General features: G+C 54.0%; 16 protein-coding genes. 10 read left to right on the forward strand and 6 right to left on the reverse strand.

Annotated elements, in window-relative coordinates; translation table 11 throughout:
* Positions 1–73: 73 nt before the first annotated feature.
* The 3 genes from ACRESJ_RS06120 to ACRESJ_RS06130 form a co-directional block, all read right to left on the reverse strand.
* Positions 74–562 (reverse strand): GNAT family N-acetyltransferase, encoded by a 489-nt coding sequence (locus ACRESJ_RS06120; RefSeq protein WP_431757108.1) that lies wholly within the window; start codon positions 560–562, stop codon positions 74–76.
* 97 nt (positions 563–659) lie between these two features.
* On the reverse strand, positions 660–1,145 hold the full coding sequence (locus tag ACRESJ_RS06125; protein WP_431757109.1) for a GyrI-like domain-containing protein: 486 nt from the start codon (positions 1,143–1,145) through the stop codon (positions 660–662).
* Positions 1,146–1,210: 65 nt separating this feature from the next.
* A complete protein-coding gene (locus ACRESJ_RS06130; RefSeq protein WP_431757110.1) occupies positions 1,211–1,873 on the reverse strand; it encodes a LysE family translocator in 663 nt (220 codons plus the stop codon).
* Positions 1,874–2,012: 139 nt separating this feature from the next.
* Between ACRESJ_RS06130 and alaC the strand changes: the two genes are divergently transcribed.
* Positions 2,013–3,221, forward strand: coding sequence for an alanine transaminase (alaC, locus tag ACRESJ_RS06135; protein WP_431757111.1), 1,209 nt, complete (start codon positions 2,013–2,015; stop codon positions 3,219–3,221).
* A 139-nt stretch (positions 3,222–3,360) separates the two neighbouring features.
* Here alaC and ACRESJ_RS06140 read toward each other — a convergent pair whose 3' ends face one another.
* Positions 3,361–4,713, reverse strand: coding sequence for a GntP family permease (locus ACRESJ_RS06140; RefSeq protein WP_431757112.1), 1,353 nt, complete (start codon positions 4,711–4,713; stop codon positions 3,361–3,363).
* Positions 4,714–4,795: 82 nt separating this feature from the next.
* On the reverse strand, positions 4,796–5,329 hold the full coding sequence (locus ACRESJ_RS06145; RefSeq protein WP_431757113.1) for a gluconokinase: 534 nt from the start codon (positions 5,327–5,329) through the stop codon (positions 4,796–4,798).
* 215 nt (positions 5,330–5,544) lie between these two features.
* Between ACRESJ_RS06145 and ACRESJ_RS06150 the strand changes: the two genes are divergently transcribed.
* The 7 genes from ACRESJ_RS06150 to ACRESJ_RS06180 all read left to right on the forward strand — a co-directional run bounded on the left by ACRESJ_RS06150 (position 5,545) and on the right by ACRESJ_RS06180 (position 13,033).
* Positions 5,545–6,576 (forward strand): LacI family DNA-binding transcriptional regulator, encoded by a 1,032-nt coding sequence (locus ACRESJ_RS06150; protein ID WP_431757114.1) that lies wholly within the window; start codon positions 5,545–5,547, stop codon positions 6,574–6,576.
* A 418-nt stretch (positions 6,577–6,994) separates the two neighbouring features.
* Positions 6,995–8,038, forward strand: coding sequence for a Rieske 2Fe-2S domain-containing protein (locus ACRESJ_RS06155; RefSeq protein ID WP_431757115.1), 1,044 nt, complete (start codon positions 6,995–6,997; stop codon positions 8,036–8,038).
* Between the two features lie 15 nt (positions 8,039–8,053).
* Positions 8,054–9,433: a diaminobutyrate--2-oxoglutarate transaminase family protein gene (locus ACRESJ_RS06160; RefSeq protein ID WP_431757116.1), complete on the forward strand. Its 1,380-nt coding sequence runs from the start codon at positions 8,054–8,056 to the stop codon at positions 9,431–9,433.
* Positions 9,430–10,734, forward strand: a complete 1,305-nt coding sequence (locus ACRESJ_RS06165) for a SidA/IucD/PvdA family monooxygenase (protein ID WP_431757117.1) — start codon at positions 9,430–9,432, stop codon at positions 10,732–10,734. The genes ACRESJ_RS06160 and ACRESJ_RS06165 overlap by 4 nt, the downstream gene beginning before the upstream one ends.
* Positions 10,727–12,025, forward strand: coding sequence for an NAD(P)/FAD-dependent oxidoreductase (locus ACRESJ_RS06170; protein ID WP_431757118.1), 1,299 nt, complete (start codon positions 10,727–10,729; stop codon positions 12,023–12,025). The genes ACRESJ_RS06165 and ACRESJ_RS06170 overlap by 8 nt, the downstream gene beginning before the upstream one ends.
* Positions 12,022–12,663: an FMN-binding negative transcriptional regulator gene (locus tag ACRESJ_RS06175; protein ID WP_431757119.1), complete on the forward strand. Its 642-nt coding sequence runs from the start codon at positions 12,022–12,024 to the stop codon at positions 12,661–12,663. Before ACRESJ_RS06170 ends, ACRESJ_RS06175 begins: the two co-directional genes overlap by 4 nt.
* On the forward strand, positions 12,644–13,033 hold the full coding sequence (locus ACRESJ_RS06180) for a tautomerase family protein (RefSeq protein WP_431757120.1): 390 nt from the start codon (positions 12,644–12,646) through the stop codon (positions 13,031–13,033). Before ACRESJ_RS06175 ends, ACRESJ_RS06180 begins: the two co-directional genes overlap by 20 nt.
* A gap of 22 nt (positions 13,034–13,055) precedes the next feature.
* Here ACRESJ_RS06180 and ACRESJ_RS06185 read toward each other — a convergent pair whose 3' ends face one another.
* The gene (locus tag ACRESJ_RS06185) at positions 13,056–14,351 is read right to left on the reverse strand and encodes an SLC13 family permease (protein ID WP_431757121.1); all 1,296 of its coding nucleotides are present in this window, start codon (positions 14,349–14,351) and stop codon (positions 13,056–13,058) included.
* A 141-nt stretch (positions 14,352–14,492) separates the two neighbouring features.
* Between ACRESJ_RS06185 and ACRESJ_RS06190 the strand changes: the two genes are divergently transcribed.
* Positions 14,493–15,383, forward strand: a complete 891-nt coding sequence (locus tag ACRESJ_RS06190) for a LysR family transcriptional regulator (protein WP_431757122.1) — start codon at positions 14,493–14,495, stop codon at positions 15,381–15,383.
* 119 nt (positions 15,384–15,502) lie between these two features.
* A complete protein-coding gene (locus tag ACRESJ_RS06195; RefSeq protein ID WP_431757123.1) occupies positions 15,503–16,138 on the forward strand; it encodes a glutathione S-transferase family protein in 636 nt (211 codons plus the stop codon).
* Positions 16,139–16,185: the final 47 nt, after the last annotated feature.

The following is a 16,185-nucleotide window of genomic DNA, read 5'->3' on the forward strand; positions in this document are numbered from 1 at the left end:
CTTTTGATCTTGCTTCTTAAAAATCAAAATCAAAAGATCGCAGCCTGCGGCAGCTCCTACCTGGGGAACGTGTTTAGAGGTTGAGCAGCATCTCATGCCATACCATGCCGCCATGGTCGGAGGCCGATGGTTTGATGTAGGCAAACCCGAACCCGGCGTACAGCGGAATATGCCGCTCCTTGCACATCAGATGAATGGTCGCCTTGTCCATGCCGCGCATACGCTCAATGAATTCGCCCATCAAGCGCTTCGCCAGACCCTGCCCCTGATAATCCGGATGCACCACCACCGACATGATCACCACGTTGGGACCGGCCGGGTCATGGCCGATCAGTTCCTTGAACGCTTCGTCCGACATCTCCACCTGGAACGCCGCACCGGAATTGATGAAACCGGCAACCACGCCGTCCACTTCAGCGACGATAAAACCCTCAGGCCAGGTGGCGATGCGGGTGGCGATTTTCTCCCGGGTGGCGGCTTCGTCGCCCTCGTAGGCAACGGTTTCGATGGCGTAGCAGCGGTCAAGGTCAGCAGGCGTGACATTGCGAATAACGGTGTTCATGGCAGCTCGGAAATCAGCGAGGGAATGGCCGGGATCATAAATCAGTGGCTGCGCCACATCGAGAGACGAATCGGCTGATCCGTCTCTCGATGCCTGTTTACGCCTTGATGGGCAGCCAGATTTCCAGCTTGCCGGTGTTGAGCTTCGGGTTGAAGTCTTCGCTATAGCGTTCGAATTCCGGGGCATCCAACAATTCGCGCCCGGACTGCGGCAGCCAGGTGCCATGGATGTGCTGGAAGGTTTGCGGCAAGGCGCTCAGCGGTCCCTTGTGTTCGAACACCACGTAGTGCTGGGGCTGAACCTCGACCCAACGGTACGTGTCCGGCAAGTCGTCGAGTTTGCTGATCTCGACCCCGGCGATGTAATCGAAGCCGCCCTTGCCGTCGAAATTACAGCAGACGCCGTAGGTCACTTCACCTTTTTGACCCGGCACATTGCCGATGTGTGGGCTGAATTTTTCCCAAAGCGCGGGAATGCCTTGAACGGTTTGTTGGGTGAATTTTCCGCCAAGCCCTGCAATCAGCCGGAAGTGACCGTGCTCAAAACGTGGCTCGGACACTTCGACGCGTGTTTGCTCATCCATGACTCGACTCCTGGTGCGAAAGTGGGTTCGGCAGGGAGTATAGAAGCCAAATCCGATTCGCCCAATTACAGGGCGTGCAACTGCTCGACGGCGCCGCTACCAACAAACTCGTTATAGCCAGATAGGATCACGTAGACCGCGAAATAGCAGAAGATCGCCGCCGAAGCCATGTAGGAGTAGCGCAGCAGCTTATCGCCAAGCAGCTTGCCGCCGTGGCTTGCGGCAAAGCACAGGCCGGCGGACCACAGCAGGCCGGCGCAGAGGAAGCCGCCGAGGAACAAGGCTGAACTCAATGGGCCACCACCACCGGAACGGGCGATCAGCGTGCCGCCCACCGCAGCAAACCAGAGGATGGCGCTGGGCGACGACATGGCGAGGAAAATCCCACGCAGGAATTCCTTGCGATGGGAGTTATGGCCGACCTCGGCGGTTTGGGCCAACTGCGCCTCATGATGGATTGCCGAATAAATCATCTTCGCCGCGAAGTACACCAGCAGCGCCGAACCACCGATCCACAGCACCCAACGCACGGTTTCGTATTGCAGCAGAACGGTCATGCCGGCCAGCGCCAGTACCGCGTAAATCAGGTCGCCGACGCAGGTGCCCAAGCCCAGGGCGAAGCCTTGAAAATAGCCGCGTTGCATCGCCAGGGTGATCATTGCAATGTTGGCCACGCCTATATCCAGGCACAGCGAAAGGCTCAGCAAAAAGCCGCTGGTGAATTCCATCTAACCCTATCCTTCGGAAAAATTTGTTTACATCGAGGCTGGACAGTCTGTCACAGCTGCCCTTACATTGCGCCACAGGTCACCGCAGTGACCAGCGTCGCTCGGACGGTTCCGGGCGCTTACGTTATCCGAGGCAACAATGGCCGAACAAGGTTCGCCGCGCCGCTTTGCGCGCATAGATCGACTCCCCCCTTACGTTTTCAACATCACTGCCGAGCTGAAGATGGCCGCCCGTCGTCGTGGCGAAGACATCATCGACTTGAGCATGGGCAACCCCGACGGCGCCACGCCGCCGCACATCGTCGAAAAACTGGTCACCGTCGCCCAGCGCGAAGACACCCACGGCTACTCGACGTCCAAGGGCATCCCGCGTCTGCGCCGGGCGATTTCCAACTGGTACAAGGAACGCTACGAGGTCGACATCGACCCGGAAAGCGAAGCCATTGTGACCATCGGTTCGAAGGAAGGCCTGGCGCATTTGATGCTGGCGACCCTGGACCAGGGCGACACCGTACTGGTGCCGAACCCCAGCTACCCGATTCACATCTACGGTGCCGTGATTGCCGGCGCCCAGGTGCGCTCGGTGCCGCTGGTGCCGGGCGTGGATTTTTTCGCGGAACTGGAACGGGCGATCCGTGGCTCGATTCCAAAACCGAAGATGATGATCCTCGGCTTCCCGTCCAACCCTACCGCGCAGTGCGTGGAACTGGACTTCTTCGAACGGGTGATCGCCCTCGCCAAGCAATACGACGTGCTGGTGGTGCATGACCTGGCTTACGCCGACATCGTCTACGACGGCTGGAAAGCCCCGTCGATCATGCAGGTGCCAGGCGCCAAGGACATTGCGGTGGAATTTTTCACCCTGTCCAAGAGCTACAACATGGCGGGCTGGCGCATCGGCTTCATGGTCGGCAACCCGGAACTGGTCAACGCCCTGGCGCGGATCAAGAGCTACCACGACTACGGCACCTTCACCCCGCTGCAAGTGGCGGCCATCGCCGCACTGGAAGGCGATCAGCAATGCGTGCGCGACATCGCCGAGCAATACCGGCAGCGCCGCAACGTGCTGGTCAAGGGTCTGCATGAACTGGGCTGGATGGTGGAAAACCCGAAAGCGTCGATGTACGTCTGGGCCAAGATTCCCGACGCTTATGCTCACCTGGGCTCATTGGAGTTCGCCAAGAAGCTGCTGGCCGAGGCCAAGGTCTGCGTCTCGCCGGGTGTCGGGTTTGGTGAGTATGGCGATGACCACGTGCGCTTCGCCCTGATCGAAAACCAGGACCGGATTCGCCAGGCTGTGCGCGGGATTCGCGGGATGTTTCGGGCGGATGGATTAATAAGCAAATAACCACCTGTAGGAGCTGCCGCAGGCTGCGATCTTTTGATCTTGCTTCTAAAAATCAAAAGATCGCAGCCTTCGGCAGCTCCTACAACATCACCCACAAAAAAACCGCATCGCTGCGGTTTTTTTGTGTCTGCGTTTCGGTTTAAACGAACAGCGACAACAACAGAATAAAGCCCAAGCCCACCACCGACAGAATGGTCTCCATCGCGGTCCAGGTCTTGAAGGTCTCGGCAACGGTCATGTTGAAGTACTGCTTGACCAGCCAGAAACCGGCGTCGTTCACGTGGGACAGGATCAACGAACCGGCACCGGTCGCCAGCACCAGCAGTTCACGGTTCACACCCGGCATCATCCCCACCACCGGCACCACGATGCCCGCGCCAGTAATGGTCGCCACGGTTGCAGAACCTGTCGCGATACGGATCACCGCTGCCACCAGCCAGGCCAGCAGGATTGGCGAGATCTGCGCGGCAACCGCCATGTGGCCGATCACGTCACCCACGCCGCTGGTCACCAGCATCTGCTTGAAGCCACCACCGGCACCGATGATCAGGATGATCGCGGCGGTAGGCGCCAGGCTCGCATCCAGCCATTTGAGGATTTGCTGGGAGCCAATGCCCTGCTTGTAGCCGAAGGTGTACAGCGACAGCAGCAACGCCAGCAGCAGTGCCGAGATCGGGTGACCGATCAGGTCCATGAAGGTGCGGAAGAAGTTGCCGTCTGGCAGTACCACGTCAGCAAAGGTCTTGAGCAGCATCAGGAACACTGGCGACAGCACAGTGATCAGAGTGATTCCAAAGCTCGGCAGATCGGCCGAATCCGACTCGCGCGCCAGTTGATCCACCAGTTCCTGATTCGGATGACCGGGAATGTGCTTGGCAATGAACGTACCGAAGATCGGACCCGCGATGATGGCGGTTGGCAGCGCAACGATCAGACCATAAAGGATGGTTTTACCGATGTCGGCACCGAACACACCAATCGCCAGCAGCGGACCCGGGTGCGGTGGCACCAGGCCGTGGACTGCGGACAGACCGGCCAGCAACGGGATACCGATCTTGATGATCGACACACCGGTGCGACGGGCGACGATGAACACCAATGGAATCAGCAGCACGAAGCCGATTTCAAAGAACAGCGGGATACCGACCAGGAACGCGGCGAACATCATTGCCCACTGCACTTTGTCCTTGCCGAAGGCGCGGATCAGGGTCTGGGCGATTTGATCCGCCCCGCCCGACTCAGCCATCATTTTGCCGAGCATGGTGCCCAACGCCAGGATGATCCCGACGAAACCGAGGACGCCACCAAAGCCGTCCTGGAACGCCTTGATGATGGTGCCAATCGGCATGCCGGAGGTCAGCCCGAGGAAGGCTGCGGCAATGATCAGGGCAATAAAGGGGTGAAACTTGAACTTGGTAATCAGGACGATAAGCCCGATCACCGTAACCACTGCATCAAGCAGCAGGAACGTCTCGTGGGACATGCCAAACATTAGGGGTGTCTCCTGGTTGTTGTTGTTATTAAAGCGGGTAATTCGAAAGCCATAAGGACAGCGCTATCTCGTGAAGCAAAAATTAGCCGGCGCGTTTCAGGCCGTTCTCGAGCCACCAGTGGTGTGCCTGAACCGCCAACTGATCGACGCTGTGGGTCGATGCATCGAGGGCCAGGGTCAATGGCTCGCCGACGGGGGATTCGAGGGTGGCGAACTGGCTGTCGATCAGCGTCGATGGCATGAAGTGGCCGGGCCGGTGGGAAACACGATCGGCGGCAACTTCCGGGGTCAGTTCCAGGAACACGAAGCCCAGGCCAGGCAAGGCGCTGCGCAGACGTTCGCGGTAGATGTGCTTGAGGGCCGAGCAGGTCAGCACCGGGCGCTGGCCCAGGGCGTCGATACGGCGCAACTCATCGCACAGGCTGTCGAGCCAGCCGGCACGGTCTTCATCGTTCAGGGGGATACCCGCGCTCATCTTTTCGATATTGGCGGCAGGGTGGAAAGAGTCGCCTTCAATGGCAGTGGCGCCGCTCAAATGGCACAGGGCCTCGCTGACGCACGTTTTGCCGCAACCGGCGACACCCATGATGACCAGGGCGGTGATGGGATGATTCATGTAACACCTCAGCGCGCAGACAGCGCTACCTTTGCCAGTTATGACACTAGACCAAAAGCAGAAGTTGCCGACGCCTTTCTTGTCATTTTATGGGTTGAAGCATGTTCGTTCCCAATGCCAAAAAGCGAGGATCAGGCGAACCCCCACTAACGCATTTGCAGCTGCATCGAGACAGCGCTACCTTAGTGCCTTGAATTTTGTTTGGCAAGCCGTCGATGAATCCAACTAAAAACGATAAAAATACTCGCACCACTGGCCGACCTACCCTGAATGAAGTCGCCCGTCTGGCCGGCGTCAGCCCGATTACCGCCTCCCGCGCCCTGCGCGGTGTCAGCACGGTGGCCACGGAACTGGTGGAGAAAGTCCAGAAAGCGGCGCTTGAACTCAACTATGTGGTCAACCCTGCTGCCCGCGCGCTGGCCTCGGCTCAGAGCCATTCGGTGGTTGTGTTGGTGCCGTCGTTATCCAACCTGCTGTTCATCGACACCCTGGAAGCCATTCATCAGGTTTTGCGCCCCAAGGGCTTTGAAGTGCTGATCGGCAACTTCCACTATTCCCGCGATGAAGAAGAAAACCTGCTGCGCAACTACATGGCTTATCAGCCGCGCGGCTTGTTGCTCACCGGTTTCGATCGTACGGAAAGCTCTCGGCGAATGATCGAAGCCAGCAACATTCTGTGCGTGTACATGATGGAGCTGGACAGCGCCGCCGGGCTCAATTGCGTCGGTTTCTCGCAACTGGCTGCCGGCGAAACCGCCGCCGAACATTTGCTGTCCCGCGGCCGCAAGCGCCTGGCCTACATCGGCGCGCAGCTGGATCAACGCACATTGCTGCGCGGTGAGGGTTTCCGTCGCGCCCTGCAGAAGGCTGGTCGCTATGACCCGGCCCTGGAAGTGCTGACACCGCGCCCGTCTTCCGTCGGCCTGGGAGGCGAATTGTTCCTGCAGATGATCGCCAGCCATCCCGATGTTGATGCCGTCTTCTTCGGCAACGACGACCTGGCCCAGGGCGCATTGCTCGAAGCGATGCGAACTGGGATCAAAATCCCCGAACAAGTGGCGATTCTCGGTTTCAACGACCTGCCAGCGTCGGCGCACATGGTTCCGCGCCTGAGCAGCATCAGTACACCGCGGGAGGCCATTGGGCGACGTGCGGCTGAACAAATGTTGACGTTGATGGCCGGTAATACAGTGGCCAAGCCCGTGCAGGATATGGGGTTTGAGTTGAAGGTGCGCGAGAGTACTTAAAGCTGAGGGCCACCCCAAAATAGGCTCTTAACCCTTACCGAATATTGGGATATCCCCGTCATTACGTCTGAAAAGTGACGGGGAACACGCAGGTTTTGTGTTTAAAAAATCAGCAGCCTCTTCCTAAGTCCTACAGACTTTTCCTTTTTTCTGGCGACATCTAGTAATGCTATCGAATGCTATTAAGCTTCTGGCTATCGAGGACCTGAAGCTGCATTCGCCGCCCCGAGAATTTATCGTTGCGAGAGGCGATCGCATCCAGATTGGCTGAGTTGCTTACTTCCGGAAACGATAGAAAAAGCCTCTCAACAAATAGTAGCCAGTCCCTCATAAGCCACACATCACTGGAACCTTACAAACCAGTACATCGTCTGCGAACGCTGTAGTGGCCTCATGCTGCCTGAAAAAGGAGAAGCCAATGTTTTACAAAGGTGAATGGAACCGTGAAGAGCTTGATTACCAAGCCTTGGTCGATCAATGGCATGTGGTCGCGCTAAGCGATGATCTGGATACAAGCAAACCTAAGGCAGTCCGCTTATTAGGTGAAGATTTGGTCCTGTGGCGCGACGAGGTCGGAGGCATACACGCGTGGAAGGACTACTGCGGTCACCGCGGGGCTAGATTATCTCTGGGTTGTATCAAGCAAGGCCAAATCGAATGTCCATATCACGGGTGGCGATATGACCGTCATGGCAACTGCAAACTTGTTCCGGCTCATCCAGATCGCGCCGGACCTTCATCTGAACGACTAATTTTTCGTCATTTTGCTCAAGAGAAATTCGGATTTATATGGGTGAGTCTGAAACAGCCTGATCGCCCGCTACCCGAATTCTCTCAGTGGGAAGACAATAGCTACCGGAAGTTTTTTGCTGGTCCATATCACTACAAAGCAAATGCATTACGCGCTCTGGAAAACTTCATTGATGCGTCACATTTCCCATTTGTCCACGCCAATCTCAACGGGCTGCCAGATGCTCCTGAGCCGTTAAAGAAATACACCGTCAATCTGGATGACAGAGGCTTACATTCCAGTGAAATAAGTGTATTCCAACCCTATGGTGATCATCGGGCGATCCCCGTGACCGCACGTTATAAATATTCGGTATTCAATCCGACCACCGCTTACTTCAAAAAGAAGACTGGTGAAACCGAGAGATTCTGCACTTTTTTCAATGCCACCCCAGTTGATGAAACCGAGTGTTATATCTGGCTGATCGTAGCCATCAATTTCGGCCCTGACCTTAGCCTGGAACAGATTCTCTCTCGCCAGAACATCGTGTTTGAACAGGACCGACACATTGTCGAGTCGCAGCGTCCTGCCCGTTTGCCGCTGGACCCGAAAGCCGAAATGCATGTTAGTAGCGATCGTATGGGAATTGAGTACCGGCGCTGGCTGAAACATCTTGGAGAGGTTTCTAGAGATCGTCGTTTAACGCAAATGATCCATCCCGTTTCGTTATGACAAGGAAGCCTAAACATGAGCATTGACACGATAGAGTTCTTCAGCGGGCGTGAATCAAACGCCCGTACTTATGCGCGGAATATTCAGCGGATTTTCACCCATGGGAATTTAGCTCAGGTACAGGATAGTGACGGCAGAAAATACATCGACTGCCTTTCGTGCGCTGGGGCTCTTGCCTTGGGTCACAACCACCCTTTCGTACAGGAGCGCGTCATCGACTTCCTGCGGTCAGGACAGTTGCAACAAGCATTGGATCTAGCGACACCGGCCAAATTTCAATTTATGAACGAGTTGTTTGCAGCTCTACCCTCGGATTTTGCTTCACAAGCCAAACTCCAGTTTTGCGGCCCCACAGGAGCAGATGCGGTTGAGGCTGCGTTGAAACTTTTCAAGACAGCAACTGGTCGCCGCCCAGTTTTGGTGTTTCAAGGTGCATACCATGGAATGAGCCATGGCACCATGGGGATGATGGGCAATCTGACGCCAAAACAAGCGATCAGTGGCATGCCATCGGAAATTCAATTTTTGCCCTATCCGTATACCTATCGCAGCCCTTTCGGCGCCCAAACTAATGCTCTCGAAACCGAACGCTTAAGCTTGATGTTTCTAGAGAACGTGCTCAGCGATCCTGAAAGCGGCGTGTGTAAGCCAGCAATGGTCTTGCTCGAAGCCATACAGGGCGAGGGAGGGTGTATCCCAACCAGTGCCAACTGGCTACGTCAAGTCAGGGAGATCACCGAACGTCATCAAGTGCCATTGGTAATTGATGAAATTCAATCCGGAATTGGTCGTAGTGGCGACATGTTTGCCTTCGAACATGCGGGCATCATTCCCGACGCCATTCTGCTATCCAAAGCCATCGGCGGCGGCTACCCACTTTCACTGCTGGTTTATCAGGAAAAGTACGACACATGGAAGCCCGGCGCCCATGCAGGTACCTTTCGGGGGAACCAGATAGCACTGATCAGTGGTGCCGCTACCCTGGAATTTATCCGGCGCGAGCACCTGCTGGAACATGTCCATGAAGTAGGTAACTTACTTCGTGAAGGGTTGCTGGATTTGAAAGAAAGCTTTCCTTGCATTGGCGAGGTTCGTGGGCGTGGACTTATGCTCGGCATGGAATTAATAGTGCCGACCGCAATCCCAGATGCGCTGGGCCATCCCCCACCAGCGGGGGCGTTGGCGAATGAAGTTAAAAAAGCCTGCCTGGAAGAGGGCCTGATCATCGAAAGCGGAGGTCGGCAGGGTGCCGTCCTTCGCTTCCTGCCACCTCTGATAATTACCCGTGTAGAAGCTTGTAAAATTGTCGAACGTCTGAGTCGAGCATTGAATCGTCACGCGCCTGCCAAGTCTTTGAACCGTAAATTCCAAGTTCACGTGGAGGCAAAGTCATGATCTCCTCCACGCAAATACTGGACGTACTTGGCATCGGCTTCGGCCCCGCAAACATTGCCTTGGCTATCGCTCTTGAGGAGCTGGCGCCAACGTTGACTACGCGCTTTATGGAGAAGCGATCCGATCCTCTTTGGCAGCCGAATATGCTGCTGCCTGGGTCAGACATTCAAAATCATCCTCTACGTGATCTGGTAACACCTCGCAATCCTCGCAGCCGCTATTCCTTCACTAACTTTTTATATGAAAACCAACGACTTTACGAACACCTGAATTTGCCACTGCACTACCCCTTGCGACTGGAGTACGCACAGTACGTATCCTGGGTAGCCAGATTCTTTGAAGACCAAGTCAATTACAGCAGCGAAGCCGTATCAATCGAGTTAGTGAAAGGCGGATCTGAAGAAGGTACGAATCACTACCGGGTCTACTCAGCCGATGGTCAGGTTTATCGCACTCGCAGCCTAGTCCTGGCTCCAGGAAGAACACCGTACATCCCGGATCCTTTTACGAAAATCATCGATGCACGAATACAACATCTGAATAATTATCTTCCAGCTCTGCAGGAAGCCATCGAAAGCACCGCCGGTGAATGCCGTGTGGCTGTGATCGGTGGAAGCCAAAGCGCTGTCGAGATATTGCTGCACGCCAGTGAGCACGCGGGCGTAAAGGAAGTCGTTGGGTACACCCGAAACTTCGGTTACCGGCAAAAAGACACGAGCCCTTTTTCGGATGAGGTTTACTTCCCTGAATTCGTTGATACGTTTCACCGAGCAAATCCTGAACATAAAAGCAGGCTTCGTCGGGAGCTGCTCCATACCAACTATTCAGCCTCTGATATCGATGTACTTGATCGGCTATATATAAAACGGTACGAGCAGTACTTGCGCAATGAACAAGGGCTTGAGATCAAAAACTGTCATGAAGTTACCGCATGCGATGCGAGGACAGATGGCATCGAAGTAAAGAGCCGACAATTTCTAGAGGGCAAGACCTCTCGAAAAACCTTTGACCTTGTAATTCTGGCTACGGGGTTCCTCGATTTGGGCTCTGGTGAGCGTCAAGAGCCCTACCCACCTCTTCTGGCCGCTCTGGCAAGCAACCATGACGGTATGCAAATAGCTCGCGATTACAGGCTTGAACTGGACGGTCATTTGCCAACCTACCTCAATGGGCTATGCGAATCCTCTCACGGGATGGGCGATGCGGGATCGTTCAGCCTGCTGGCCCTGCGCTCTAAAGCCATTGTTGAATCGCTTGTCGCCCTTCTGCCCACTCGGGTCGAGAACCAGCGCCATGCCTGAGAAAAGCCTTTCTCGATTACTGGCCGCCCCCTCCGTATGGCAAGCAGAGTGGCAATGTAAAACCGTGCACTCGACCCAGCTCCCATTCGAAAGCGATGTAGTTGTGATCGGAGCAGGTCTCGGGGGGCTTTCTGCTGCATTACATGCTTTGAACTATGGATGCTCGGTGACAGTGCTTGAGGCACAGCAGATAGGGGCTGGAGCCAGCGGGCGTAACTCGGGCTTCGTGGTCCCGATCCCTTCTCGACAAACACCGAACTCTTTGAGCAAGTATCTCGGAGATGGCACTGGACACTTCACTCGCGCGCTTCAGCATGCCTGCGGAGATCTCCTCTCCTGCTCAATTGCGATGCCAAACCAAAGTGGCTGGATGCAACCGTATGCAAACCACTGCGAGCAAAAAATGCTCGCCGTAGCCAATGGCTGGAGAAACCTCGGAATTACAGTAGAAGTAGCAGATTGCGAACGGATGCAGAACGACTTGGGGACTTTGCACTATCGCGGAGGCCTGTGCTTTCCCGAGGGGGGCGTAATCAACCCTTTTGCTTTAGTGCAAGCAATGGCAAACCAAGTTACCAGTCGTGGAGGAGTGATTGTGGAAGGTTGTCCAGTTCTACAGGTCAATCCATATGCCACTTACGTAGGAATTTTTACTCCGCTGGGGGAACTTAAAGGAAATCGAGTTTTAGTTGCCGGCAATGCCTATGGCACTCACGCAAGTCGTATGACTCGCCAGGCCGTAAGCCAAATGACACTAATCCTTGCTACGTTTGCGATGCCGGAGGATTGGCTCGAACTTGGTGCGATGCCATTTTCGGACAATCGAATAGACATGTGGTTTTTTCGAAAGCTTGAAAAATCCCGAGTTCTAACTGGTTGCTTTGCAACGCCTTTGACTCAGTCAACGGATCAATATTGTTCCCTACTTACAGAGCGACTTCATACTATTTACGCAAGCCTTCCCCTCGAACTGGAACACATATGGGCAGGCAGGGTAGGGCTTACCTGTAGCGCGACGCCTGTGGTCAATTGCCTGGATAAACGCATCATTAGCTGGAGCGGATGCAATGGCCGTGGCTTGGCGCTATCGACTTTAATGGGTCGTACGCTAGTAGATCGGCTCCTTGGCCAAGATGGGCACAGGCTCGCCTTCCCCTCTTCTCGTTACCGGCATAAGTACGACGCCCTTGGATGGTTAGCACATACGCTTATTGCCATGGATCGTTACAAACAGCGTCATTTTGCATCAGCTCGAGTTACTCGCCCTACCCCGCCAGGAGTCTCACGATGAGTCTGTGTTCTTTCCATTACCGAGAGTATCGTTGCAAGGATCAATCTCTGATCAACCGCTTCATCGACACATTTCCATTGGCGCTGATTACGTCGGAGCGTGACGGCAACTTTCACTGCAGTCATATCCCTTTGTTACTCAACCCCGATGGCACCCTATTTGGCCATGTAGATCGACGCAACCCCCAATTCATGAACGCTGAATCTCTCAAGTGCCACATCGCCTTTGTTGGTCCGTCTGGTTACATTCCTCCGGAAGCTTATCAAAATACCCAGCTACCCACGTGGAACTATCTAGCTGTCCACATGCAAGCCAGCATCGACGTGATCGATAACGAAAATATAAATTTTGATCTTCTACTCCAAAGTTCGCGACGGTTTGCGCCGATAAATTGTGATGAGCGCGTTGATTCTAGAGATCCGAGAGTCATACGTAACCTGCCACATATTTTTGGTCTCCTCATACGCCCCGAAAACATCGAAGGACGCTTCAAGTTGTCTCAGGACAAACCATCGGAAGATCAAAGCTCTGCATTGAACTGGTTAATTAAACAGCAAACAATTAACCATAAACAGCTTTTCGACTTTGTTTCAGCCCTTAATTTTCATGAGAATTCAAATGCCAATCGTAAGAATTGAAGACCCGATCGACCGTCCGCAACGCATGCGACATGAAATCATCGAAACAGTCTATCGGTGTATAAAAAAAATCTTTGGAGTTAGTGATCAAGAACTGCAAGCCCGGTACATACACTACAGTGAAACCGACTTTCGGGCACCTGGCGACCAATCAGAGTACCTGCAAGTAAACATCACTTTATTCAGAGGGCGCACACTAAAAGCAAAAAGAAATCTCTATGGCGAGTTGAGCACCTCGCTGGCAGAACTGCTCTCTATCGCTCCATCCTCAGTACTCATTATTCTGGATGAGCATGATGCAAAAAATTGGGGTATGCGAGGTGGTGTTCCCGCCAACGAAATCGATTTTGGCTACTCGATTAACATTTGATTGTTTCAAACTATTTACTGAATCAAGGTAACCATCCCAGGAAAACAAACCATTCGTAATTTATAGGAACCAGTACAACGAACGTGATGAATGCGATCGCCAAGCTTAATCGCAACACTGCTGCAAAAGGAATTTTCCCCATTTCCATAGCGAGAACAATCGGAGAGGCCTGATAAGGTAAAAGTGGAGTGGAGAAACCGATAACCTGAATCATCAGAACACTGAGCACAGGAAAACCGGACGCGTCAGCTAATGACTGCGCCAAGGGCGTAAAAATCGCGGGAACTCCGTTCGCTGTAACTACAAAGTTGAGAATCGTGGAAAGACCCAAGATTGAGGCGTAGCTACGAATGGGTGAGTCTGGAGACAATGGTGCGAGAGCGAGCACCTCGTTACCAATTAATGCTCCGAGTCCGCTCTGCCCAACAAGCGCGGCGAGCCCCAGGATCGCTGCGACATATAAGGCCGTACGATGATTAACCTCTTGACCAAATTCTTCACCGGATACAAAACCGATGCGGGGAAGCAAGCATAAACAAGCTGCTACCAAGCCAACCCACGCAGGCGATACGCCGTGCAAGGCATCGGTAAGCCAGAGGGCCAGGGTCACCAGAAGAAGTAAGCTCAACTTCTTCTCTTCAGGACTCATTGGGCCGGCAGATTCCGCCTCCAGGATTTTTTCGGGTTTATCTGGAAATAACCAAACGATGCATGCGCATAGTGCAACCCCCTTCAAAATTCCAAGTACGGGAGCGTGCAGTAATAGATAAGGGAGATAGGATAGTTGCAGCCCGTAAGTAGTATCTATGGCCCCCGCCATGACAAGGTTAGGAACATTCGCAGGTAGAATGGATGCTGATAGCTGAAAGGTTCCAAAGCCGACAGCAAGTGATAGACCGATACGTCCTGAGCGATTTCCCTCAAAGCCCACTCGAGTAGCCAGTGCAAGGGCAATCGGCATCAGAAGTGCAATGCGCCCCATGTTGGAGGGCATAACAAAAGCAAGCGCGTAAGTAAGGCCAATCACCCCAGCGACCATCTGCAGATATGACCTGGAGAGATATGACGCGAGCACACTTGCGAATCTGGTAGCAAGCCCTGTTTTGCGAATAGCAATTCCAATGACGTAGCCACTAATGACGAGCCAGAATGCGGGAGAGGTAAACCCTGAGAAAATCAAAGATGCGGGTGCGACATGAAGAGTCATCGCGAACGCAAAGAACAATAGGGCTGTCAGGTATTCTGGAAGTTTACGTGTTGCCCATAGCCCAATGGTCACCGCTACTAGCCCCGACACTAAAACCAATTGCACATCCATATTGTTTTTCCGTCTCATGCGCCTTCATAAACATCGTGGTTAATCACTTACCCTGTGTTCCTGATATCGGACAGAATGGCGATATATGACCAATATGTCTAATATTTTGAAAATACCGAATTAGTACCTCTGGAGTATCAATTGGAACTTAGGCATCTACGATATTTTGTAGCAACGGCTTTGGCGGAAAACTTCACACGAGCAGCCGAAGAACTTGGAATCGCCCAACCCCCACTCGGGCAGCAGATACGTGCTTTGGAAGAGGAGATTGGTACGCCGCTTTTCCATCGGGTGGGACGAGGCGTCATACTCAGTGATGCGGGCAAAGTATTTCTGGTATCAGCTCAAGAAATTCTCGCGCGCGCGCAAGATGCTCAGAGTATTGCTCTCCGTGCCGCTCGCGGAGAAGTCGGATTGTTGAATCTGGGATTTACAGAGTCCGCCTCGTTCAACGATACCGTCACGGGTCTGATTCGACGCTATCAGCGTCAGCATCCCAAAGTAGAGGTGAGCCTGGAGGAGAATGACAGCGAATCGCTCATTGCCAGGCTCGTCCGAGGAGAAATTGACGCCGCATTTGTCAGGCCACCGTTTGCTATGCTCGGTGACATCAAATTCATCACCTTATCAGAAGAACCACTAACCGTAGTTTTGCCTGATGGCCACCCATTAACCTCACGCAAGCGCCTATCGCTTGCCGATTTACGACAAGAGAATTTCATTCTGTACTCGCGTAAATCCGGTTACGGACTGAGTGCGGATATCGTGGCTGCATGCCGGCAATCGGGCTTCAATCCAATGATCCGTCAGCAGGCTCCTCAATTGTCATCCGCGGTAAATCTGGTAGCAGCCGGGATGGGCATAACAGTAGTGCCCGCATCAATGCAGCGAATTCAAGGGGGTGGACTACGTTACAGAGCGCTTCAAGTGGAGTGGCCCAAGGCGATACTCGGATTGGCAACGCGAAAGTCAAATCGGTCGACAGTTATCGATGACTTGATTCGTTCAGCGACAGACGAAACTTCGTCATAACTTCTCCGGTAGAGCTTCGATCTTTTGGCTCAAGTTTTCAAAGACAAAATCAAAAGATCGCAGCCTTCGTCAGCTCCTACAATTAAAGGCATGTGTGCCATTTGCAATGGAGTCGCGTCATGGAACATGCACTGAAAATCCTCGGCAAAGCCTCGTCGATCAACGTACGCAAGGTGCTGTGGACCTGTGAGGAGCTCGGCCTGAATTACGTGCGCGAGGATTGGGGCAGCGGTTTTGCCTCGACCCACAGCCCCGAGTTCCTGCGCTTCAACCCCAATGCACAAGTACCGGTGATCATCGATGACGCCGGCGTGTTGTGGGAATCCAATACCATCTGCCGTTACCTCGCCGGCAAACACCAACACCACCACGAGCTGTTGCCCGGCGAGCCGGCTGCACGCGCCCGTGTAGAGCAATGGATGGATTGGCAGGCCACCGATCTCAATGGGGCATGGAGCTATGCGTTCATGGCGCTGGTGCGCAAGGATCCGGAATACCAGGACGCCCATCGCATCGATGTGGGCCTGCGTGGATGGAACCAGAAGATGGCTATCCTCGAACAACAACTGGCGACCACCAAGGCCTATGTCGCCGGGCCTCGGTTTACCCTGGCCGACATTGTCATTGGACTGTCGGTCAATCGTTGGTTGATGACCCCCATGGAACGGCCTGACTACCCGGCGATTGATGAGTATTTCAAGCGTCTGGCGCCACAACCGGGGTTTCTGAAACATTGCTGCAATGGCTTGCCTTAAGCGCGCAAACCCTTCACTGGAAAGGTAGGAGCTGCAACGTCGAGTTG

It is taken from the genome of Pseudomonas sp., from assembly GCF_050739655.1.
Lineage (GTDB): Bacteria > Pseudomonadota > Gammaproteobacteria > Pseudomonadales > Pseudomonadaceae > Aquipseudomonas.

Bases quoted from the DNA above. Each gene is read 5' to 3' on its own strand.
- ACRESJ_RS06165 (WP_431757117.1), top strand. From the start codon at position 9,430: ATGATCTCCTCCACGCAAATACTGGACGTACTTGGCATCGGCTTCGGC.
- ACRESJ_RS06170 (WP_431757118.1), top strand. From the start codon at position 10,727: ATGCCTGAGAAAAGCCTTTCTCGATTACTGGCCGCCCCCTCCGTATGG.
- ACRESJ_RS06185 (WP_431757121.1), bottom strand. From the start codon at position 14,351: ATGGATGTGCAATTGGTTTTAGTGTCGGGGCTAGTAGCGGTGACCATT.
- ACRESJ_RS06155 (WP_431757115.1), top strand. From the start codon at position 6,995: ATGTTTTACAAAGGTGAATGGAACCGTGAAGAGCTTGATTACCAAGCC.
- ACRESJ_RS06180 (WP_431757120.1), top strand. From the start codon at position 12,644: ATGCCAATCGTAAGAATTGAAGACCCGATCGACCGTCCGCAACGCATG.
- ACRESJ_RS06140 (WP_431757112.1), bottom strand. From the start codon at position 4,713: ATGTTTGGCATGTCCCACGAGACGTTCCTGCTGCTTGATGCAGTGGTT.
- ACRESJ_RS06120 (WP_431757108.1), bottom strand. From the start codon at position 562: ATGAACACCGTTATTCGCAATGTCACGCCTGCTGACCTTGACCGCTGC.
- ACRESJ_RS06195 (WP_431757123.1), top strand. From the start codon at position 15,503: ATGGAACATGCACTGAAAATCCTCGGCAAAGCCTCGTCGATCAACGTA.
- ACRESJ_RS06160 (WP_431757116.1), top strand. From the start codon at position 8,054: ATGAGCATTGACACGATAGAGTTCTTCAGCGGGCGTGAATCAAACGCC.
- ACRESJ_RS06125 (WP_431757109.1), bottom strand. From the start codon at position 1,145: ATGGATGAGCAAACACGCGTCGAAGTGTCCGAGCCACGTTTTGAGCAC.
- ACRESJ_RS06130 (WP_431757110.1), bottom strand. From the start codon at position 1,873: ATGGAATTCACCAGCGGCTTTTTGCTGAGCCTTTCGCTGTGCCTGGAT.
- ACRESJ_RS06145 (WP_431757113.1), bottom strand. From the start codon at position 5,329: ATGAATCATCCCATCACCGCCCTGGTCATCATGGGTGTCGCCGGTTGC.
- alaC (WP_431757111.1), top strand. From the start codon at position 2,013: ATGGCCGAACAAGGTTCGCCGCGCCGCTTTGCGCGCATAGATCGACTC.
- ACRESJ_RS06150 (WP_431757114.1), top strand. From the start codon at position 5,545: ATGAATCCAACTAAAAACGATAAAAATACTCGCACCACTGGCCGACCT.
- ACRESJ_RS06175 (WP_431757119.1), top strand. From the start codon at position 12,022: ATGAGTCTGTGTTCTTTCCATTACCGAGAGTATCGTTGCAAGGATCAA.